The sequence below is a fragment of the Streptomyces sp. 351MFTsu5.1 genome (assembly GCF_000383655.1).
Classification (GTDB): domain Bacteria; phylum Actinomycetota; class Actinomycetes; order Streptomycetales; family Streptomycetaceae; genus Streptomyces; species Streptomyces griseorubiginosus.
The window spans coordinates 43,636-64,097 of record NZ_KB911785.1 but is presented as its reverse complement, the minus strand read 5'-3'; the positions used below and the strand labels follow the sequence as shown (position 1 = coordinate 64,097).

Here is a 20,462-nt window from a genome sequence, read left to right as displayed (position 1 = left end):
GAGGAAACGTGACCACGACGCTCGCAGGCGGCCGCGCCGCCCGCCGCCAGACGATGCGCCGCATCCGCCCGCGCCGTTCCCCGGCGACCGTCCTGCTGATCGCCGTATGGGCGGGCGCGGCCGGTGTGCTGTGGCTGTGGTGGCACAACACGCCGTCCGTGGCCGACGACAACAGCAAGATCCTCAACGCGGGCCGGATCACCGGTCTGCTGGCGGGCTATCTGATGGCGCTCGTGGTGCTCCAGATGGCCCGGGTGCCCGCGCTGGAGCGCCGGGTGGGATCCGACCGGGTCGCCCGCTGGCACGCGATGACCGGCCGCTACACGCTCTGCCTGGTCGTCGCCCACGTCTTCCTGATCATGTGGGGCTACGCCCTCCAGGCGGGCAAGGGCCTCGGCGACATCGTCCAGCAGACGACGGACTCCATCAACCAGCTGCCCGACATGGGCAAGGCGGCCATCGGCACCGGTCTGCTGTTCCTCATCGGGCTGATCTCGATCGGCGGGGTGCGCCGGCGCATTCCGTACGACACCTGGTACCACGTCCACCTGCTGACGTACGCGGCGGTCTTCCTGACCTTCTGGCACCAGCTGACCACCGGCAACGACTTCGCGGTCGAGCCGGTCGCCAAGACCGTCTGGTACGGGCTGTACGGCTCGGTCACCGCGCTGGTCGTCTGGTACCGCATCCTCACCCCGATCCGGCTGAACCTGCGGCACCGCATGTACGTCGAGGCGGTCATCGAGGAGACGCCCGGCGTGGTGTCCGTCCTGATCGGCGGCCGGAAGCTGCACCGGATGGGCGCCGAGGCGGGCCACTTCTTCCGCTGGCGGTTCCTCGCGCCGGGCATGCGGTTCAGCTCCCACCCCTACTCGCTGTCCGCGGCGCCCCGACCGGGCATGCTGCGGATCACGGTGAAGGCGATCGGCGACCACAGCGAGCGGCTGCGCGAGCTGGAGCCGGGCACCAAGGTGTGGGCCGAGGGCCCCTACGGCGCCATGACCGCCCAGCGCCGCAGCCGCGGCAAGGTGCTGCTGGTGGCCGGCGGTGTCGGCATCACGCCGATGCGGGCCCTGTTCGAGACGCTGCCGGGCGCGGCCGGTGACATCACCCTCCTGTACCGGGCCAACACCACCCAGGACCTGGCCCTGTGGGACGAGCTCGCCGTCATCGCGGAGGAGCGCGGGGCCCGGCTGATGTACGCGGTCAACAGTCCGGACGGGGAGCGCCCGGACATCTCCGCGGAGTCCCTCCAGCGCAAGCTCCCCGACATCGACAAGCACGACGTGTTCATGTGCGGGCCGAACGGCTTCGCGCAGACCGTGTACGAAGCACTGCGCGGCGCGGGTGTGCCCGCCCGCCGCATCCATCACGAGTCGTTCGAGATGTGAGCGACGGGAATCCAGGAGCTGTTGAAGCGATGAGGAAGTCTCACCCCGTCCGTCGAGTCGTGCTCGCGACCGCCGCCACCGTCTCCGGTGTCGTGCTGATGCTGTCGCTGAAGCCCTCCTCGGACCCGGCGTCCGCCCAGGCGGGCGGCACGCTGCCGCAGCAGACGGCGGCGGCGCAGGAGTCGGCCCAGGGCGGCACGGGGGCGGCCGCGGGCGGTCAGGTCACCGGTGACGTGGTCCAGACGCAGTACGGCCCGGTCCAGGTCCGGATCACCGTCAGCGGCAACAGGATCACCAAGGCGGAGGCGGTCCAGGCGCCCAAGGGCGGCGAGAGCGACGCGAAGACCGCGCTGTCCATCCCGAAGCTCACCCAGGCCACGGTCGCCGAGCAGAAGTCCGACGTCGACACGGTCTCCGGGGCGACGTACACCAGCGAGGGCTACAAGAAGTCGCTCCAGTCGGCGATCGACAAGGCGAACGCGGCCGCCCAGCAGGCCCAGCCGTCGGCGCAGCCCTCCAAGCCGGCGGGCGGCGGCGGAGCGGCGGCGGCCAAGACGGTCACCGGCGCGGTCGCCCAGACGCAGTACGGGCCGGTCCAGGTCCGCATCACGGTCAGCGGCGGCAAGATCACCAACGCCGAGGCGGTCCAGGCGCCCAAGGGCGGGACCAGCGACCAGAAGACGGAGCTGTCGATCCCGAAGCTCAACCAGGAGGCGGTGGCGGCGGGCAGCGCGGACATCGACTCGGTGTCCGGGGCGACCTACACCAGCGAGGGCTACAAGAAGTCGCTCCAGTCCGCGCTGGACCAGGCCGGTGGCTGACACGGTGACCGAGCCGGCACAAGCTCCCGCCGCGGTACGTCACGTGGAGGAGGTCATGGGGACGGTCTTCTCCTTCGACGTCCGCGGCGGGGAACCCGTCGCCGTACAGACGGCGGTACGGGAGGCGGTGGCGCAACTGCACCGCGTGAACGAGGTGTTCAGCACCTACCGCGACGACAGCCAGGTCTCCCGGCTGGCCCGCGGTGAGCTGACGGTCGCCGAGTGCGACCCCGAGGTCGCCGAGGTCCTGGAACTCGGCGCCGAGGCCGAGCACTTGAGCGACGGCTGGTTCAGCATGCGCTACGAGGGCCGCCTCGACCCGACGGGCATCGTCAAGGGCTGGGCGGTGGAACGCGCGGCCCGCCGGGTCGCTCTCGCGGGACCGACCGGGGTGAGCGTCAACGGCGGCGGGGACGTCCAGCTGCTGGGCGTGCCGGGCCCCGAACGCCCGTGGCGCGTGGGCGTCTCGGACCCCCTGCGCCCGGGCGGCCTGGCGGCCGTGGTCTCGGCGGCGGGAGCGGCGGAGCTGGCGGTGGCGACCTCGGGCTCGGCCGAACGCGGCGCCCACATCGTCGACCCCAGAACGGGCCGCTCGGCGGTCACGGACCTGGTGGCGGTGACAGTAGTGGCCCCCACCCTGACCTGGGCGGACTGCTGGGCGACGGCGGCCTTCGCGATGGGTTCGAGGGAGGGCCTGGCCTGGCTGGAGAGCCTGCCGGACACGGAGGCCCTACTGATCACGGCAGGCGACGAGGTACTGATCACGGGGGGCCTGGCAGCAAGGCTGGGGTGAAGGCCTTTAGGGGCGCGGGGAACTGCGCGACCAGCCCCCACACACCCGCACCCGACGAACAACCCTCAGTGCCCGTTCTGAGCCAACCGCAACAAATGCTCGGCCAGCGCCTGACCCCCCGTAGGATTCCGGCTGATCAGCATCAACGTGTCGTCACCGGCGATCGTCCCCAAGATGTCATGCAGCTCAGCCTGGTCAATAGCCGAGGCCAAGAACTGCGCAGCCCCCGGAGGAGTCCGCAGGACCACCAGGTTCGCCGAAGCCTCCGCAGAGATCAGCAGCTCCTGCGAGAGCCGCCGCATCCGCTCCTCCTTCGCCGACTCCCCGAGCGGCGCCCGAGGGGTCCGGAAACCCCCCTCGCTCGGCACCGCGTAGATCAGGTCGCCGTCGGTGTTGCGGATCTTCACCGCGTTGAGCTCGTCGAGGTCCCGGGAGAGCGTCGCCTGCGTGACGCTCAGCCCGTCGTCGGACAGCAGCTTCGCCAACTGGCTCTGCGACCGCACCGGTTGCCGGTTGAGGATGTCCACGATCCGGCGGTGGCGCGCGGTCCGCGTCTGCGGCACGGCAGGCCCGGCGCCCCCGTTGTGCTCGTGCTCCTGCGCATGACTCATCGTCGTCTCATTCTCCGGATCATCCGTCTCCCTCGGCGGCACCCAGGATGCCGGGAAGAGCCTGAAGAAGCGCGTCCACTTCGTCGTCGCCGAGGTTCAGCGGCGGCATCAGCCGTACGACATCGGGGGCGGGCGCGTTCACCAGGAGACCGGCGTCCTGAGCCGCCTTCTGCACCTGCGGTGCCAGCGGCTCGGTGAGCACGATACCCAGGAGGAGTCCCGCACCCCGGACATGGTCGACCAGCGGGTGTCCCAGCGACTCGATCCCGTCCCGCAGCTTCTCGCTCTGCCGCTTGACGTTCTCCAGCAGGCCGTCGGTCTCGATGGTGTCGAGGACGGCGAGTCCGGCCGCGCAGGCGACCGGGTTGCCGCCGAAGGTCGTGCCGTGGTGGCCCGGCTGGAGGAGTTCCGCGGTCCGGCCGAAGGCGACGGTCGCGCCGAGCGGCAGTCCGCCGCCGAGCTGCTTGGCGAGGGTGACCACGTCCGGCAGCACGCCTTCGTGGGCCTGGTACTCGAACCAGTGCCCGGTGCGGCCGATGCCGGTCTGCACCTCGTCGAGGACCAGCAGGGCGCCCTTGGCGGCCGTGATCGCCCGGGCCGCCTTGAGGTAGCCGGCCGGGGGCACCACGACGCCGTTCTCGCCCTGGACGGGCTCGATGACGACGAGGGCGGTGTCCTCGGTGACCGCGGCGGCCAGGGCCTGCGCGTCGCCGTAGGGCACATGGGTGACGTCACCCGGCAGCGGCAGGAAGGGGGTCTGCTTGGCCGGCTGGCCGGTGAGGGCGAGGGCGCCCATGGTCCGGCCGTGGAAGCCGCCGTCGGTCGCGACCATGTGGCCGCGTCCGGTGAGCCGGCCGATCTTGAAGGCGGCCTCGTTGGCCTCGGCGCCGGAGTTGCAGAAGAAGACCTTGCCGTCCCGGCCGAAGAGCTGGAGCAGCCGCTCGGCGAGGGCGACGGTGGGCTCCGCCATGAAGAAGTTGGAGATGTGGCCGAGGGACGCGATCTGGCTGCTGACCGCTTCGACGATCGCGGGGTGGGCGTGGCCGAGGGCGTTGGTGGCGATGCCGCCGACGAAGTCGAGGTACTGGTTGCCCTCGCTGTCCCAGACCCTGGTGCCCGCACCGCGCACGAGGGGCAGCCGGGGGGTGCCGTAGTTGTTCATGAGCGCGCCCTGCCACCGCTGGGTGAGCTCCTGGTTGCCGGTCATTCGGCGTCCCCCTCCTGCGCGTCCGGCACGACCATGGTGCCGATGCCCTCGTCGGTGAAGATCTCCAGCAGGATCGAGTGCTGGACCCGCCCGTCGATGACCCGGGCCGTGGTGACGCCGTTGCGCACGGCGTGCAGGCAGCCCTCCATCTTCGGGACCATGCCGGAGCTCAACTCCGGCAGCAGTTTCTCCAGTTGGGAAGCGGTGAGGCGGCTGATCACCTCGTCGCTGTGCGGCCAGTCCTCATAGAGGCCCTCGACGTCCGTGAGGACCATGAGAGTCTCCGCTCCAAGAGCAGCAGCGAGTGCCGCAGCCGCCGTGTCAGCATTGACGTTGTAGACATGTCCGTCGTCCTGGCTCCGGGCGATCGAGGAGACGACCGGGATCCGGCCGTCGGCGAGCAATGCCTCGATCGCGCCCGTGTCGATCGCGGTGATCTCGCCCACCCGCCCGATGTCGACCAACTCGCCGTCGATCTCGGGCTGGTGCTTGGTGGCGGTGATGGTGTGAGCGTCCTCGCCGGTCAGTCCGACGGCGAGCGGCCCGTGTTCGTTGAGCAGGTTCACCAGCTCGCGCTGCACCTGCCCGGCCAGCACCATCCGTACGACGTCCATGGCGTCCTCGGTGGTGACGCGCAGGCCGGCCTTGAACTCGCTGACGATGCCGTGCTTGTCGAGGGCGGCGCTGATCTGCGGGCCGCCGCCGTGCACGACGACCGGCTTGAGCCCGGCGTGGTGCAGGAAGACGACGTCCTGTGCGAAGGCGGCCTTGAGGTCCTCGTCGATCATGGCATTGCCGCCGAACTTGATGACGACGGTCCTGCCGTTGTGGCGGACCAGCCAGGGCAGCGCCTCGATGAGGATCTGGGCCTTGGGGAGCGCGGTGTGCTTGCGGGTCACATTGCTCATGACGAGTACGCGCTGTTCTCGTGGACGTAGTCGGCGGTGAGGTCGTTGGTCCAGATGGTGGCGGTCTCGGAGCCGGCCGCGAGGTCGGCGACGATGTGCACCTCGCGGTAGCGCATGTCGACCTTGTCGCGGTCCTCGCCGACGCCGCCGTTCTTGCAGACCCAGACGCCGTTGATGGCGACGTTCAGCTGGTCCGGCTCGAAGGCGGCCTTCGTGGTGCCGATCGCGGAGAGGACGCGGCCCCAGTTGGGGTCCTCGCCGTGGATGGCGCACTTGAGGAGGTTGTTGCGGGCGATGGAGCGGCCGACCTCGACGGCGTCGTCCTCGCTGGCCGCATTCACGACCTCGACCTTGATGTCCTTGCTGGCGCCCTCGGCGTCCCGGATGAGCTGCTGGCCGAGGTCGTCGCAGACCTGCCGTACGGCCTCCGCGAACTCCGCGTGGTCCGGGGTGACTTCGGAGGAGCCGGAGGCGAGCAGCAGCACGGTGTCGTTGGTGGACATGCAGCCGTCGGAGTCGACGCGGTCGAAGGTGGTCCGGGTGGCGGCCCGAAGTGCCGTGTCCAGTACGTCACTCGACAGGTCGGCGTCCGTGGTGAGGACGACCAGCATGGTGGCGAGACCGGGGGCGAGCATGCCGGCGCCCTTCGCCATGCCGCCGACGGTCCAGCCGTCCCGGGTGACGACGGACGTCTTGTGGACGCTGTCGGTGGTCTTGATGGCGATCGCGGCCTTCTCGCCGCCGTGCTCGCTCAAGGACGCGGCCGCTGCTTCAACTCCCGGCAGCAGCTTGTCCATCGGGAGCAGCATGCCGATGAGCCCGGTGGAGGCGACGGCGACCTCGATGGCGCCGATGCCGAGGACCTCGGCGACCTTCTCGGCGGTGGCGTGGGTGTCCTGGAAGCCCTTCGGGCCCGTACAGGCGTTGGCACCGCCGGAGTTGAGGACGACGGCCGTCAACTGGCCGTCCTTGAGGACCTGTTCCGACCACACCACCGGCGCGGCCTTCACACGGTTGGAGGTGAAGACGCCGGCGGCGGCGCGGCGGGGCCCGGTGTTGACCACGAGGGCCAGGTCCGGGTTGCCGTTCTCCTTGATTCCGGCGGCGATGCCCGCCGCCTGGAATCCCTTGGCTGCCGTGACGCTCACGGTGCGACTCCGATCGTGGAAAGACCGAGCTCCTCGGGGAGTCCGAGGGCGATGTTCATGCTCTGGACGGCACCGCCTGCGGTGCCCTTGGTCAGGTTGTCGATGGCGCTGATCGCGATGATGCGGCCCACGGCCTCGTCGAGGGCGACCTGTACCTGAACGCCGTTCGAACCGTAGACGGACGCCGTCGCGGGCCACTGGCCCTCGGGGAGCAGGTGGACGAAGGGTTCGTCGGCGAAGGCCTTCTCGTAGACGGCCCGGACGCCCTCCGCGGTCACGCCGGGCCTGGCGGCGGCACTGCACGTGGCGAGGATGCCGCGGGGCATCGGCGCGAGGGTCGGCGTGAAGGAGACGGAGACCTTCGCGCCTGCCACCGCGCTGAGGTTCTGGATCACCTCGGGCGTGTGCCGGTGGCCGCCGCCCACGCCGTACGGCGACATGGAGCCCATGACCTCGCTGCCCAGCAGGTTCGGCTTCGGCGCCTTGCCCGCGCCGGAGGTGCCGGAGGCGGCGACGATCACGGCCTGGTCCTCGGCGATGCCGGCGGCGTAGGCCGGGAAGAGGGCGAGGGTGACGGCGGTGGGGTAGCAGCCGGGGACCGCGATGCGCTTGGACCCCTCCAGCGCGGTGCGGGCACCCGGCAGTTCGGGGAGGCCGTAGGGCCAGGTGCCGGCGTGCGCGGAGCCGTAGAACTTCTCCCAGTCCGCCGCGTCCTTCAGCCGGAAGTCGGCGCCCATGTCGACGACGAGGACGTCCGGGCCGAGCTGTTCGGCGACGGCGGCGGACTGGCCGTGCGGCAGGGCGAGGAAGACGACGTCGTGGCCGGCGAGGGCGTCGGCGGTGGTCTCCTGGAGCACGCGGTCGGCGAGCGGCAGCAGGTGGGGCTGGAGCGAGCCGAGCCGCTGTCCGGCGTTGGAGTTGCCGGTCAGGGCACCGATCTCGACCTCGGGGTGCGCCAGAAGCAGCCGCAGGACCTCACCGCCCGCGTATCCGCTCGCTCCGGCCACTGCCGCACGTACCGCCATGTCATCCTCCTCCTGGATGGCATGACTATACGTTTCGCTGCACGTTTATGCAACCACGTGCATACTCACGCCCCTCCTCCGGCGCACCACCCCGAACGCGCCGATCCCGAGGAGGCAGACCAGCGCCCCGGCCCCGACGGTCGAGCCGAGCCGCAGCCCCGGGGGACGGAAGTCGCAGGTGACACTCGTCGACGTGCCGTCGAGCGGTACGGCGATCAGGCCGTGGTACTGCTTCGCGGGCACGGCATCGGCGCCGCCTGTGGCGCAGCGCCAGCCGGCGATCCGGGGCGCCGCGACGACCGCGACCCCCTCGCTGCCCGCCGGAAGCTCCGCGTGGATCGTGCCCCCGGAGCCGGAGACGGTCACCCCGGTGGCGCCGGTGGCCTTGAGCTGTCGTACGGCGGACCGCAGCCGGCCGGTGTCCAGGCAGCCGATCGCCCGGTCCGGCACGACACCCATCCGGTACGGGGAGAGTTCGACGGTGAGGCGCCCCGAGTCCGGGACCGTGCCGAGGCGCTGCATGGCGGCGACCTTGGTGACGGGCCAGTCGGCGCGGAACCGGCCGGTCAGGCCGGCGGCGGTGGGGCCGACGAGCTGTGCGGTGCCCGCGAAGTGCGGCGCCCAGAGGTAGAGCTCGTCGCCCGCGGGGCACCGGGCGGTGAGCGTCGCCCGCCCTCCCACGCGCACGCCCCGGCGCCGGTCCGTACTGCGGTCCGCCCGCCTCCCGGCGCCGTTCAGGACGGTGACGCGGGGCACGGTGTAGACGCGGGCGCCGAGCAGGAGTTCCTGGTTGCGGTACGGCGACGGACCGAAGGCGCCGGTCGCGGGGGACGGCCGTACGGTCACCAGGGGCGGTACGTCCTCCCTGGTCACGGTCACCCCGCTGCCGTCCTGCGGGAACCAGTTCTGGTGCGGGTCGGGCGGGGAGTGCACCCGGGCGCCCACGGAGAAGATCGCGTCGGTGACCGCGTTGTCGAGGCTCTGGAGGCTGCGCCCGCCCGAGGTCCAGCCGTACCCGAGGGCGGTGAGCGTGCTGCTGAGCACGGCGGAGGTGTGGCTGCTGTAGTACTGGGCGCCCTGGCCGCCGACCTCCAGCGGGTCGTTGCCGACGGTCTGTTCCCGGCCCGGGTCGGTGCGGTAGCGGGGCCAGCCGTCGGCCCGGGCGATCGCGTCCGCCTGCTCCTGCTGCCGGTCCCCCCACGGGGCGTAGTCGTCCATGTGCCCGAGCCGCATCCGGGTGGCCACGGCGGAGGTGGCGGTGGCCTCGCCGGCCAGCGTGCCGATGAGCAGCACGGCGGCGAGCGCGGCGGGGGCCGTGCGCAGGAGGGGGCGCCGTCGGCCGAGCAGGAGCAGCCCGAGCAGCGCGCCCACGAACGCCGTCAGGAAGACGGGCCAGGCGAAGAAGCGCACCAGGTGGCTGCCGCTCGCCACGACCGCGACGAGCGCGAGCAGTCCGGCCGCCGCCGCCAGTGCCCGGCGGTCCGGGGGGCCGTACGACAGGGAGTGCCAGGCGGCGATCACCAGCAGGGCGCACACCACGAAGGTCTGGCGGTACGAGCTGCCCTGCGGGGCGGCGAAGGCGTGCCAGAGCAGATGGGTGGGCTCCCACTGCATCGACAGGGTCACCGCGACGACCAGCAGCGTCCACCCGGCCCGCACCCGGCGGGGGGCCGCCCGGTGGAAGGGCAGTGCGAGGGCGAGCAGCAGGGCCGTGGTGCCGACGAAGAGCGCCGGGGAGCCGAAGCTGTACGTCGTCGGCAGCAGACGGGCCAGCAGGTCCTCGGTGTCCACCCGGGCGAACTGCGTGAAGCGGCCCGGGGAGGCGTGCGCGCTGCCGAAGTACACGACGCTGACCAGGGGTGCGGCCAGGCCGATGCCGAGGACGAAGGTGAGCGCGGCCCGGCCCGCGGCGGTCAGCCCGCGGCGGGCCGGGAGGCCTGCCAGGCACAGCCGCAGCAGGAACACCAGGGCGGCGGCGAGCGTGGCCATGTACGCGGTGTAGAAGTTGGCGGTCCAGGCGGCCGTGACGACCAGCACCCCGAGCAGGGGGCGCCGGCCGTTCAGCACCCACTCGCCGACCAGGCAGAGCAGCGGCAGGGCGATCAGTCCGTCGAGCCACATGAGGTTGTACGACGCGGTCGCCACGGTCCAGCCGCACAGGGCGTACGACGCCCCCAGCAGGCCGGCCGCCCACCAGCGCCCGGGGCGCAGCCGCAGCAGCAGCCAGGTCATGGCGGCCGCGGCACACGCGATCTTCAGCACGGTGATCACGTACACCGCGAGGTCGATCCGGTCCTTCGGGAACACCGCAACGAGCAAGGCGAACGGGCTGGTGAGGTAGGTCCCGAGGTCGGGCAGGAAGCCGGCGCCGTATCCCGACTGCCAGTTGACGAGGAGTCCGCCGCTGCCGCGCCCGTGGAGCAGGTCCCACAGGTGCGCGTGGAAGGGCACGTACTGGTTGCCGAGGTCGCTGACGTTCCGGGTGCGCGGACCGAAGGGGTAGCTGCGCGCGACGGCGTCGGCGGCGCAGAGCACGACGACGGTGAGCGCGGCCGCGAGCAGGGCGGCCTGTCCCGGTCCGGGCGGCGGCCGCTCCCCTGGGTGCTCGTCCGCGGTCCTCGGTTCCGGCGGGACGGTCGGTCGCACGCCGTGTGTACTGGTCAATTCAAGCCCCCGTCCGGGGCGTTCGCCCCGTGCGTTGTTGCTGCACCGATTCAGACCGGGGGTGCATACGGTTGGTTGTCCGACCGCCGATGGCGGTGAAGTGAATTCCGTACGACCCGCAGGCGACGGAGGCCGAGGGGACCGTACGGACAGAAGGAGCTGACATGAGCGAGAGCACCACCCGCGAGGAGCGCTTCGCACGGGGCCTGGAGATGCTGGGCAGCGTCAATCCCGAGGTGGGACAGCTGGTCGTCGACGCGCTCGCCGACATCAGCCCGGAGATGGGGCACCAGTTGGTCGCCTGGGGGTTCGGGGAGATCTACTCGCGGCCGCAACTCGTGCCCCGGGACCGGCAGTTGGTCACGCTGGGCATGCTCACCGCGCTGGGCGGCTGCGAGACCCAGCTGGAGGTGCACGTCCACACGGCCCTGAACGTGGGCCTGACCCCCGAGCAGATCGCCGAGGCGCTGTTGCAGTCGGCCGGCTACTGCGGCTTTCCCAGGGCCCTGAACGCCATGGCCGTGGCGAAGAAGGTGTTCGCCGAGCGGGGGCTGCTGCCCGTCGGACAGCAGCCCACCGACCCGTCGGCTGCCTCTGCCTGATCCTGAGGAAGGTGACCGAGTTCGCCGGGAAGGTGTACGTGAACGTCCCGGCGACACTGTCGAAGGTGGACCGCGCCGGGGCGACCGGCGTCGACGTCTCGATTCCGGAGCGTCAACGAGTCGCGCGGTACCGAAAAGTGTCGGAAGTGATCGGAAGCGAGGGGCGCATGGGCGGGTTCTGGCCGGTGCCGGACGTGCTGGCCTATCTGGCCGGGGAGTGGCGGACCGAGCGGACCGTGCGGGACCTGGCGAGCGGGGCGGAGGGCACGTTCTCCGGCACCACCGCTTTCTGCCGACTTGAGGGCGGCGGACTGCTGTCCCGGGAGTCGGGCACCTTCGTCTGGCAGGGCGTGCCGCGCCCCGCCGAACGGACGCTCCGGTTCCTGCCGGGCACGACACCGGGCACGGCGGACGTCCGCTTCTCCGACGGACGGCCCTTCCACGACCTGGACCTGAGCTCCGGCCGCCATGTCGCCGACCACCCCTGCGCGGCGGACCTGTACCGCGGCGAGTTCACCGTCCTGGACCCCGAGCACTGGCGCACGGTGTGGCGGGTCGGCGGCCCGGCGAAGGACCTGGTCCTGAGGACGGAGTACACGCGCGGGGACGGAACGCATTGACGACCCGGTACCGCGAATTGCCGCCTACACGCGCGTGTGCCGTTCCGAGACCCCTTCGAAGCGGAGGTTCCAGCGGCCGGCGCGGCCGGTCACCGTGATGGCCGACAGGGGGCGGACGTCGATGTTCCAGAACGTCGACGGCGGCGCCTTCAGGACGTACACCAGCGCGGCCCGGACCACGGCCGGCTCGGCGACGGCGACGACCCGGCCGCCGTCCTCCATCGGCCGGGTGTCGAGCCACTCCCCCACCCGGGCGACGAACTCGAGCAGCGACTCGCCGCCGTGCGGGGTGGACCGCGGGTCGGCGAGCCAGGCGTCCACGGACTCCGGCTCGCGGGCCATCGCCTCGCCGAGGGTCAGCCCGCGCCAGCGCCCCATGTCACAGTCCCGCAGGGCGAGCTGGACGAGGGGTGCGTACCCGAGGGCGTCTCCGGTGGCACGGCTGCGGGGCGTGGGCGAGCAGTACCGCAGCTCGGCCGCCGCGAGCGGCAGCAGGTCGGGTGCCACGGCCAGCACCTGGTCCCAGCCGGCCTGGTCGAGCGGACGGTCGTCCTCGAACCGCTCGGTGAGCAGCGAGGAGCTGCGCGCGGCGGCGACGAACGTGACCCGAAGTTGCATGCGGCGATCGTGAGCCGCTGAAGTGCGCAGGTCAAGAGGCGTTACCCGGGATTTACCCTGGGTGCCCGCGGGCCCACGGTCACAGATCGGTCAGCACCATCCAGATGTCCGGCTGGGCAAGCGGGGCGAATCCGAGCTTCTCGTACACGCCGTGCGCGTCCTGCGTGGCGAGCATGATCCGCCTCGGGCCGTAGGGCCGCAGATGCTCCCGCACGGCTCCGACGAGCGCCACGCCGATCCCCTTGCCGCGTACGGCACGGTCCACGTAGACATCGCAGAGCCAGGCGAAGGTGGCCATGTCGGTGACCACGCGCGCGTAGGCCACCTGCTCGCCCGAAGCCGTGTCGTACACCCCGAAGTTGAGCGACCCGGCGATCGCCCGGTCCTGCTTCTCCCTCGGTCGCCCGATCGCCCAGTACGCGTCGGTGGACAGCCAGTGGTGCACCAGGTCGGCGTCGAGGCGCTCGGGGTCGGTGGAGATCTCGTAGCCCGGGGCGAGGGGCGGTATGTCGGTCATGCCAGGAGATTCCCAGGTCAGGGCTTCCGGCGTCGAACGGTTTTCCGCATCCGGGAGAGGGTGCCCAATCCGCCCCGCCCACCCCCTCACGCTCCGGCCCCGCGCGGCTGGAGGACCTCCTCGCAGGCCGTGCGGAGCCGTCGTACGCCCTCCTGGATCTCCTGGGGACCCGCCACCGCGGCGAAGCTCAGACGGAGGTGTCCGGCCGGGGGTTCGGCGCTGAAGTAGGGGCGGCCCGGGGTGATCGCCACGCCCGCGCGCAGCGCGGCCGTCGTCAGAGCGGTCTCGGCCGTGCCGTCGGGCAGCCGCAGCCACAGGTGGTAGCCGCCCGACGGGACGTGCGGGAGGGCCAGGTCGGGGAGCTCCAGCCGGAGCGCGGTGGTCATGGTGTCGCGGCGGGACTTCAACTCGGCCGAGATCGACCGCAGATGGCGGGGCCAGGCCGGGGAGCCGACGAGTTCCAGGGCCGCCTCCTGGAGCGGGCGGGGCACGAAGAAGGTGTCGACGATCTGGATCGCTCGCAGGCGCTGGAGCACCGGTCCGCGCGCGGCCAGGGCGCTGACCCGGAAGCTCGGCGAGGTCGCCTTGGTCAGCGAGCTGACGTGGACCACGACTCCGTCGGGGTCGTCGGCGGCCAGCGGGCGCGGCAGCGGACCGGCGTCCTCGTGCACCAGGCGACGTACGAAGTCGTCCTCGACGACGAACGCGCCGGCCTCGCGGGCGATCCGCAGCACCTCGGCGCGGCGCTCGGGGGCCAGCACCGCGCCGGTCGGGTTCTGGAAGAGCGGCTGGCAGACGAAGACCCGGGCGCCGGTCGCCCGGAACGCGTCGGCGAGCAGGTCCGGTCGCACCCCGTCCGGGTCCACGGGGACGGGGACCGGGCGCAGACCCGCCGAGCGGGCGATCGCCAGCATGCCGGGGTAGGTGGGCGACTCGACCAGGACGGGGGCGCCGGGCGGGGCCAGCGCGCGCAGGGCGGTCGTGAGCGCGGACTGGCCGCCCGCGGTGATCAGCACCTCGGCCGCGGTGACGGCTCCGCCGATGGTGCGCGCGAACCACTCACGCAGGTCCGGCAGTCCCTCGGTGGGGGGTCGGCCCCAGGCGCCGGGGCGGCGGCCCGCGCGGGCCAGGGCCGCGGACATCGCGCGCTCGGGCTGGAGGGAGGGGTGCAGATAGCCGCCGTTGAACTCGATCACCCCGGGCGGCGGAGCGGCCAGCGACACCAGGACGCCGGACGCGTCGACGGAGCGCGGTACGAGGTCGGCGGCGCCGTCCGCGCTCAGCGCGACCTCCTGCCAGGAGGTGTCCCCGGTCGCGGTGGCGGCCGTACGGGCCCGCGCACGGAAGGCACCGGCGCCGGGGCGGGTCACCACCAGCCCCTCGGCGGCGAGCTGGGCGAGGGCCCGGGAGACGGTCACGGGGCTGACCCGGAAGCGGTCGACGAGGGCCCGGCTCGACGGGAGCTTTCCACCAGGCGAGTAGCGGTCCAGCTCTCTTCTCAGCTGTTCCGCCAGTTCATCGACGCTGCTACGCTCTTGCATGAGAGTACAGAGTAGCGCTACTGCCCCGACCGGGATAGCGGTTCCCACCCCCGCGAGGACCTTCGGCACCGTCCAGGCCGCCCTCGGGGTCGCCGCGTTCTCCCTCACCTTCCCCGCCACCGCGTGGGGTCTGGAGGGGTTCGGGCCCTGGTCCCTGGTCGCGGTGCGCAGCGTTCTCGCGGCACTCGTCGCGGGCGGCTGTCTGCTGGCGCTGCGGATCCCGCTGCCGGTTCGCGCGCACTGGACCGGGCTCGCGGTCGTCGCGGCCGGGGTGGTCGTCGGGTTCCCGCTGCTGACCACGCTGGCCCTCCGGACGTCGACCACCGCACACGCGGCCGTCGTGGTCGGACTGCTCCCCCTGACGACCGCGCTGCTGTCCGCCCTGCGCGTCGGCACCCGGCCCTCGCGGACCTTCTGGGCGGCGGCGCTCGCCGGCGCGGCCGCGGTGGTGGCCTTCACCGTGCAGCAGAGCGGCGGCGCCCTGACCACCGCCGACCTGTATCTCTTCGCCGCGCTGCTGGTGTGCGCGGCCGGCTACACCGAGGGCGGCCGGCTGGCCAGGACCATGCCCGGCTGGCAGGTCATCGCCTGGGCGCTGGTGCTGTGCCTGCCGGTCAGTGTGCCCGCGGCGGCGCTCGCGCTGTCCCACGAGCCCGTGCACCTCACCGCGCACAGCGTGGCCGGGCTGCTGTGGGTGGCGGCGGGCTCGCAGTTCCTCGGCCTGGTCGTCTGGTACCGGGGCATGGCGGCGATCGGCATCCCCAAGGCCAGCCAGTTGCAGCTTGCCCAGCCCCTGCTCACACTGGTGTGGTCGGTGCTGCTGCTCGGCGAGCACCTGACGGTGGCCGCCCCGCTGACGGCCGCGGCGGTGCTGGTGTGCATCGCGGTCACCCAGCGGGCGCGGGGCTGAGGGGCGGGTACGCGCCGGTTCCCGGTGGGTCCTCGCGCCGTAAAATCAGGCCACACGCACCGCTTGCTCGGTGAGGAGGCACGGCTGATGCGCGCAACCGTGGGCGACCAGCTCGTCCAGCACGGCAGGGTGGTCGGACAGCAGGACAAGGTCGGCGAGATCGTCGAGGTGATGGGGCAGGAGGGCAACCCCCCGTACCGCGTCCGCTTCGAGGACGGGCACGAGGGAGTGTGCTCACCGGGTCCCGACACCGAGATCAGGCACCGCCTGCACCGGACCGGCCGCTGATTCAGCGCGGTGGCACCGCCGGCACCTGGTAGTGGTCGGCCACCACGCGGGCCATCGCCCCGATCGGGTCGGAGGCGACCTCGCGCGCGGCGAAGAAGACATGTCCGCGCACCTGTGCGTACTGCCGCGCGAGCGTGAGGTGCCGGGACAGCTCCGCGGGGTCCTGCCAGGCAGCGGGCTGCGCCGGATCCCCCGCCTTGTAGAGGGCCTCGCCCAGGTACAGCTTGGTCCTGCTCCCGCGGGCCTGCTCCGCCCACCAGGGCACCAGCTTGGCGTAGTCGGCGGCGGCGAACCCGGTGTTCCAGTAGAGCTGCGGCACCAGGTAGTCGATCCAGCCCTCACGGACCCACTTGCGGGTGTCCGCGAAGTTGTCGTCGTACGACTGCACCCCCGCGCGCGTGTCCGAGCCGAGCGGGTCGGTGGCGGCGTTGCGCCAGACCCCGAACGGGCTGATGCCGAACTGGGCGGTGGGCCGGATCCGCCGGACGGCCGCGGCCGTCTCCCGGACCAGTCTGTCGATGTTGTCGCGCCGCCAGGCGGCCCGGTTGGCGAAGGCGCCGCCGTAGCGGTCGTAGGCCGCGTCGTCGTCGAAGGTCTGGCCGGCCACCGGGTACGGGTAGAAGTAGTCGTCGAAGTGGACGGCGTCCACGGGGTACTTGCGGACCGCGTCGAGGATCGCGTTCTCGACGAAGGCGCGCACCTCGGGCAGCCCGGGGTTGTAGTAGAGCTTCCCGCCGTACGGCACCACCCAGTCCGGGTGCTTGCGGGCCGGGTGGGAGGCGGCGAGCCTGGTCGGGTCCGTGTGGTTGGCGACGCGGTACGGGTTGAACCAGGCGTGCAGTTGCAGGCCCCGCCGGTGCGCCTCGGTGACGGCCGTGCCCAGCGGGTCCCAGCCGGGGTTCTTGCCCTGCGTCCCGGTGAGGTACTGCGACCAGGGCTCGTAGGGCGAGGGCCACAGGGCGTCGGCGGTGGGCCGTACCTGGAGGATCACCGTGTTCAGACGGTCCGCCGCGGCCCGGTCGAGGTGGGCGATCAGCTCGGCGCGCTGCTGTGCGGCGGTCAGCCCCGGGCTGGACGGCCAGTCCCGGTTGGACACGGTGGCCAGCCACACGCCCCGCATCTCGGTCGGCAGCCACCATGGACGCCGTGGCGCGGCCGCGGCTCCCGAGGCCGTCGTAAGGGTCGACAACGCGGCCAGCGCGAAGGCCCGGCGCGACAGACGTCCCATGTGCACACTCCCCCAACACCATGGATCCGCTCGGTCACGGATCGTCTCAGCGCCCCAGAATGCCCGACGGATGACCGCCCCAGGTGATCGATCATCGATACTTGGGAGTAACGTGCTCGAACGGAGCAGGAGCCGGACCACGGCGAACCTGCCGGCAGGCGAAGACCAGCGAAAGGGACGAAGTGACGGACTTCCCGGCGGGAGACATCGCGCGCGTCGGAGTGGTGGGCTGCGGCCAGATGGGGGCGGGCATCGCCGAGGTGTGCGCCCGCGCCGGTCTGGACGTGAAGGTCGCCGAGACCACCGGCGAGGCCCTGGAGATCGGCCGCACCCGGCTGTTCAACTCCCTCACCAAGGCCGCCGAACGCGGCAAGATCAGCGCGGACGAGCTGGCCGCCACCCAGGCCCGGCTCTCCTTCACCACCGACCTCGGCGAGTTCGCGGACCGGGACCTCGTCATCGAGGCCGTGGTGGAGAACGAGCAGGTGAAGACCGAGATCTTCCAGGTGCTCGACCAGGTGGTGACCCGCCCGGACGCCATCCTGGCCTCCAACACCTCCTCCATCCCGCTGGTGAAGCTGGCGGTGGCCACCTCGCGGCCCGACCAGGTCGTCGGCATCCACTTCTTCAACCCGGCCCCGGTGCAGAAGCTCGTCGAGCTGATCCCGGCGCTCACCACCTCCGAGGGCACCCTTGCCCGCGCCCAGGCCTTCGCCGAGAAGCTCCTCGGCAAGCACGCCATCCGCGCCCAGGACCGCTCCGGCTTCGTGGTCAACGCGCTGCTGATCCCGTACCTGCTGTCCGCGATCCGGATGTTCGAGTCGGGCATCGCGAGCCGCGAGGACATCGACAACGGCATGGAGCTCGGCTGCGCCCACCCGATGGGTCCGCTGAAGCTGTCCGACCTGATCGGCCTGGACACCGTCGCCTCGGTCGCCTTCTCGATGTACGAGGAGTACAAGGAGCCGCTGTACGCCGCTCCCCCGCTGCTCCAGCGCATGGTCGACGCGGGCCGGCTGGGCCGCAAGTCCGGCTCGGGCTTCTACACCTACGGCTGACCCCGTATCACCTGCGAACGACCGGCACCCTGTCCGTTCCAGGGTGCCGATGACACAGTGCTACGGCCACGGGCCCGGCTCTCCTCGGAGCGCCGGGCCCGTGTCATTCACACACCGTGTGCGCCCCGGGCCCGCATATGCCCCTCGCACACTCTCCCCACGCACCCACCAGGCGAGTTGACTCTTGATGCGCATGCAAGGGATGTGACGACTACGGAAAGGAGCGGACCTGTGACCGCCGAACCGGAGCATCCCGTGGTCCATGGAGAACTCGCAGAGTTACGACGTCGCCTCGACGTCGCGTACGCACGTGTCGAGGGCGGCCTCGCCCTTCTCAGTCATCGTACGAAGGAGACGGACAAGGAGATCGACGATCTGAGCGCACGGATCATCGCCCTGGAGCACGCCCGCTGGCCGCTCCCCGCGGTCGCGGCGGTCACCGCCGTGGGCGCCCTCGTCGTGGCGATCTGGCAGGCCTTCGGACACTGACGCGTCGGGCCGGCCGGGTGGGGGATCAGGACAGGATGTCCTGACCGAGCCTCAGATGGTGCAACAGCAGTAACGCGGCCGCCATGTTGGCGGCCGGGACCTCCCCACGGGCGACCATGTCGGGAACGAGCTTCAGCGGGACCCATTCCCGGCGGTCCGACTCGAAGTCGTCCACGGGGTACCCGATGTACTCGCCCTCGTCGGCCCAGTAGATGTGGTGCACGGCGTCGGTGAGCCCGTTGGAGGGCTCCACGCTCATCAGGTGCTGGAGCGGCCCCGGCCGCCAGCCGGTCTCTTCCTCGAGTTCCCTGGCGGCCGCGACGGCGATGTCCTCACCGTCCTCGACCACGCCCGCGGCGAGCTCCCAGCCCCAGCTGTCGGTGATGAAGCGGTGCCGCCACAGCAGCAGGACCTCGTTGGCCTCGTTCACCACCGTGGCGACCGCGACCGGCCTCAGCCGTATCAGGAAGTGATCGAGGTGCCGCCCGTCCGGTAGGGCGACATCGGCGAGATTGACGCTGAACCAGCGGTTTTCATACACAGTTTGTTCGTTCTGTTTCGTCCACTGCACGGTTCTGCCACCTTCCGTCGAGTAAGTGGCAATATCGCAGCAGGGACTGTGGGGTGTCGGCGTCCGCGTGCCGACCTACAGGGGCACGCGCAGTGCGCCGTCGATCAGTTCGGCTGCCTCGGACGTGCCCGCGCAGCCGCTCCGGACCAGGTGCTCACGGACCGCTCTGAGTCTGTCGCGCAGGCGCTGGGACTCCATTCCCCGCGCCTGCTCCGCCATCTGCACGGCGGTGGCCACCGCTTTGTCGGCGTTGCCCTGGCGCAGTTCGATCGTGCTGAGCATCGCGAGCCGGTGCACCCGGCCCCGGTCGTGGGCCGGGTTGTCGACGGCGGCCGCGGCGTGCGCGGCGGCGGCCGCGAGTTCACCGAGACTGAGAAGCGCCTCCGCCACCTGGACGTTGACGAGTCCCGGCTGGACATAGCCGGTCTCGTCGGGTTCGTATCCGCGCCGGATGCGTTCGGCGGCCTGCTCGGCCCGCCGGATGCAGGACAGCGCGGTCGTGCCGTCGCCGAGGTGGGCGTACGCCTTGGCCTGCATCGCGTAGAGGTCGCAGGCGAGCGCGGGGGTGATGTGCTTGCCGGCGGCCCGGAGCGCGGCCTCGGCGAAGGCGACGGCCTGACGGTACTCCCGCATGAACAGGGACTGGTTGACCAGCAGCGCGATGACATAGGCGCCGAGCCCGCGGTCGCCGCTGGCCTTGGCGAGCCGGAGGGCCTGGTGGAAGTAGCGCTGGGCGAGACCGTGGGCGTCGGAGTCGTAGGCGCAGATGCCGGCGACGGCCACCAACCCGCCGGTGGCGCGGTGCAGTTGGCGGCCCGTCTCGTCGGTGTAGCTGCCGCGCAGCAGCGGGGCCGCCTCGGCGTTGAGGAAGCCGACGATCCGGCTCCGGGTCGCCACCCCGCCGGCCTTGCGGTACATCTGCTCGTAGTGGGTGCGGGCCGCGCGCAGCATCTCGATGTCGGCGCGGGTGACCCGGTGCCGGCCGCCGCGGGAGACGTCGACGTCCTCGGGCGGGTTCTCCCACTCCCACACCGGCATCACCGCCGGGGTGCCGGTGACGGCGGGGGCGCCCAGGATGTGCGGGCGCTGCTGTTCGTCGGAGCGCCACAGGGCGGTGGCCCGCTCCACGAAGCCGGACAGGGAGGTGCCGTGCGGGGCGGAGGGCTCACCGGGCACGCCGAGGCCGATGTCGTCGAGGGTGACGGGGCGTCGGAGCCGGCCGGCGAGCACCTCGCAGATCAGGTCGGGCACCTGGCCCCGCGGGCGCTGGCCCTTCAACCACCGCGCCACGGCGGTGTGTTCGTACCTGAGTGCGAGGCCGCGTGCCCTCCCGGCCTGGTTCACATGTGCGGCAAGCCCCGCGTGCGAGATCCCGGCTTCGTCCAGGATCGCGTCGAGCAGAGTGTTGGGCTGCATGAATGCCCCCCGGGTGGCTCGGTGCCGTCAGATTAG

21 protein-coding genes are annotated in these 20,462 nt (G+C 71.8%); 9 read left to right on the top strand and 12 right to left on the bottom strand.

Annotated elements, in window-relative coordinates; genetic code table 11:
- Nucleotides 1-8 precede the first annotated feature (8 nt).
- Genes H295_RS0124545 through H295_RS0124535 form a run of 3 tightly spaced genes read left to right on the top strand, consistent with a single transcriptional unit; the run spans nucleotide 9 to nucleotide 3,005 of the window.
- The gene (locus H295_RS0124545) at nucleotides 9-1,391 is read left to right on the top strand and encodes a ferric reductase-like transmembrane domain-containing protein (protein ID WP_020138008.1); all 1,383 of its coding nucleotides are present in this window, start codon (nucleotides 9-11) and stop codon (nucleotides 1,389-1,391) included.
- Between the two features lie 29 nt (nucleotides 1,392-1,420).
- Nucleotides 1,421-2,212 (top strand): FMN-binding protein, encoded by a 792-nt coding sequence (locus tag H295_RS0124540; protein WP_043217907.1) that lies wholly within the window; start codon nucleotides 1,421-1,423, stop codon nucleotides 2,210-2,212.
- The gene (locus H295_RS0124535; RefSeq protein WP_234021671.1) at nucleotides 2,205-3,005 is read left to right on the top strand and encodes an FAD:protein FMN transferase; all 801 of its coding nucleotides are present in this window, start codon (nucleotides 2,205-2,207) and stop codon (nucleotides 3,003-3,005) included. The genes H295_RS0124540 and H295_RS0124535 overlap by 8 nt, the downstream gene beginning before the upstream one ends.
- A gap of 65 nt (nucleotides 3,006-3,070) precedes the next feature.
- Here H295_RS0124535 and H295_RS0124530 read toward each other — a convergent pair whose 3' ends face one another.
- From H295_RS0124530 to H295_RS0124505, 6 genes are read right to left on the bottom strand one after another with little or no spacing between them, the layout of a single operon-like run.
- Nucleotides 3,071-3,616 (bottom strand): arginine repressor, encoded by a 546-nt coding sequence (locus tag H295_RS0124530; RefSeq protein ID WP_020138005.1) that lies wholly within the window; start codon nucleotides 3,614-3,616, stop codon nucleotides 3,071-3,073.
- Nucleotides 3,617-3,635: 19 nt separating this feature from the next.
- A complete protein-coding gene (locus H295_RS0124525) occupies nucleotides 3,636-4,823 on the bottom strand; it encodes an acetylornithine transaminase (protein ID WP_020138004.1) in 1,188 nt (395 codons plus the stop codon).
- Nucleotides 4,820-5,731, bottom strand: a complete 912-nt coding sequence (gene argB / locus H295_RS0124520) for an acetylglutamate kinase (RefSeq protein ID WP_043217905.1) — start codon at nucleotides 5,729-5,731, stop codon at nucleotides 4,820-4,822. Before argB ends, H295_RS0124525 begins: the two co-directional genes overlap by 4 nt.
- A complete protein-coding gene (argJ, locus tag H295_RS0124515) occupies nucleotides 5,728-6,879 on the bottom strand; it encodes a bifunctional glutamate N-acetyltransferase/amino-acid acetyltransferase ArgJ (RefSeq protein ID WP_020138002.1) in 1,152 nt (383 codons plus the stop codon). The genes argB and argJ overlap by 4 nt, the downstream gene beginning before the upstream one ends.
- A complete protein-coding gene (gene argC / locus H295_RS0124510; RefSeq protein ID WP_020138001.1) occupies nucleotides 6,876-7,904 on the bottom strand; it encodes an N-acetyl-gamma-glutamyl-phosphate reductase in 1,029 nt (342 codons plus the stop codon). The genes argJ and argC overlap by 4 nt, the downstream gene beginning before the upstream one ends.
- A gap of 45 nt (nucleotides 7,905-7,949) precedes the next feature.
- Nucleotides 7,950-10,550: a YfhO family protein gene (locus tag H295_RS0124505; protein ID WP_020138000.1), complete on the bottom strand. Its 2,601-nt coding sequence runs from the start codon at nucleotides 10,548-10,550 to the stop codon at nucleotides 7,950-7,952.
- A 182-nt stretch (nucleotides 10,551-10,732) separates the two neighbouring features.
- On the opposite strand from H295_RS0124505, the gene H295_RS0124500 reads away from it, so the two are divergent.
- Nucleotides 10,733-11,170 (top strand): carboxymuconolactone decarboxylase family protein, encoded by a 438-nt coding sequence (locus H295_RS0124500; RefSeq protein ID WP_020137999.1) that lies wholly within the window; start codon nucleotides 10,733-10,735, stop codon nucleotides 11,168-11,170.
- A 167-nt stretch (nucleotides 11,171-11,337) separates the two neighbouring features.
- On the top strand, nucleotides 11,338-11,790 hold the full coding sequence (locus H295_RS0124495; RefSeq protein ID WP_028809707.1) for a DUF6314 family protein: 453 nt from the start codon (nucleotides 11,338-11,340) through the stop codon (nucleotides 11,788-11,790).
- Nucleotides 11,791-11,814: 24 nt separating this feature from the next.
- Here H295_RS0124495 and H295_RS0124490 read toward each other — a convergent pair whose 3' ends face one another.
- The 3 genes from H295_RS0124490 to H295_RS0124480 form a co-directional block, all read right to left on the bottom strand.
- Nucleotides 11,815-12,408 carry a histidine phosphatase family protein gene (locus H295_RS0124490; protein WP_020137997.1) on the bottom strand — a complete coding sequence of 198 codons (594 nt, stop codon included), beginning with the start codon at nucleotides 12,406-12,408 and terminating at the stop codon, nucleotides 11,815-11,817.
- 79 nt (nucleotides 12,409-12,487) lie between these two features.
- Nucleotides 12,488-12,925 carry a GNAT family N-acetyltransferase gene (locus H295_RS0124485; protein WP_020137996.1) on the bottom strand — a complete coding sequence of 146 codons (438 nt, stop codon included), beginning with the start codon at nucleotides 12,923-12,925 and terminating at the stop codon, nucleotides 12,488-12,490.
- A gap of 86 nt (nucleotides 12,926-13,011) precedes the next feature.
- Nucleotides 13,012-14,466, bottom strand: a complete 1,455-nt coding sequence (locus H295_RS0124480; protein ID WP_043217902.1) for a PLP-dependent aminotransferase family protein — start codon at nucleotides 14,464-14,466, stop codon at nucleotides 13,012-13,014.
- On the opposite strand from H295_RS0124480, the gene H295_RS0124475 reads away from it, so the two are divergent.
- Nucleotides 14,465-15,376, top strand: coding sequence for a DMT family transporter (locus H295_RS0124475; RefSeq protein ID WP_028809745.1), 912 nt, complete (start codon nucleotides 14,465-14,467; stop codon nucleotides 15,374-15,376). The genes H295_RS0124480 and H295_RS0124475 overlap by 2 nt on opposite strands.
- 87 nt (nucleotides 15,377-15,463) lie before the next feature.
- The gene (locus tag H295_RS0124470) at nucleotides 15,464-15,664 is read left to right on the top strand and encodes a DUF1918 domain-containing protein (protein ID WP_020137993.1); all 201 of its coding nucleotides are present in this window, start codon (nucleotides 15,464-15,466) and stop codon (nucleotides 15,662-15,664) included.
- A 1-nt stretch (nucleotide 15,665) separates the two neighbouring features.
- Here H295_RS0124470 and H295_RS0124465 read toward each other — a convergent pair whose 3' ends face one another.
- Nucleotides 15,666-16,892, bottom strand: a complete 1,227-nt coding sequence (locus H295_RS0124465; RefSeq protein ID WP_028809705.1) for a glycoside hydrolase family 10 protein — start codon at nucleotides 16,890-16,892, stop codon at nucleotides 15,666-15,668.
- 182 nt (nucleotides 16,893-17,074) lie between these two features.
- On the opposite strand from H295_RS0124465, the gene H295_RS0124460 reads away from it, so the two are divergent.
- Both H295_RS0124460 and H295_RS0124455 read left to right on the top strand, forming a co-directional pair.
- Nucleotides 17,075-17,950, top strand: coding sequence for a 3-hydroxybutyryl-CoA dehydrogenase (locus tag H295_RS0124460; protein ID WP_020137991.1), 876 nt, complete (start codon nucleotides 17,075-17,077; stop codon nucleotides 17,948-17,950).
- Nucleotides 17,951-18,181: 231 nt separating this feature from the next.
- A complete protein-coding gene (locus H295_RS0124455; RefSeq protein ID WP_020137990.1) occupies nucleotides 18,182-18,439 on the top strand; it encodes a hypothetical protein in 258 nt (85 codons plus the stop codon).
- 25 nt (nucleotides 18,440-18,464) lie between these two features.
- Here H295_RS0124455 and H295_RS0124450 read toward each other — a convergent pair whose 3' ends face one another.
- Nucleotides 18,465-19,010 carry an NUDIX hydrolase gene (locus H295_RS0124450; RefSeq protein ID WP_028809704.1) on the bottom strand — a complete coding sequence of 182 codons (546 nt, stop codon included), beginning with the start codon at nucleotides 19,008-19,010 and terminating at the stop codon, nucleotides 18,465-18,467.
- A 75-nt stretch (nucleotides 19,011-19,085) separates the two neighbouring features.
- A complete protein-coding gene (locus H295_RS0124445; protein WP_020137988.1) occupies nucleotides 19,086-20,426 on the bottom strand; it encodes a hypothetical protein in 1,341 nt (446 codons plus the stop codon).
- Between the last annotated feature and the right edge of the window lie 36 nt (nucleotides 20,427-20,462).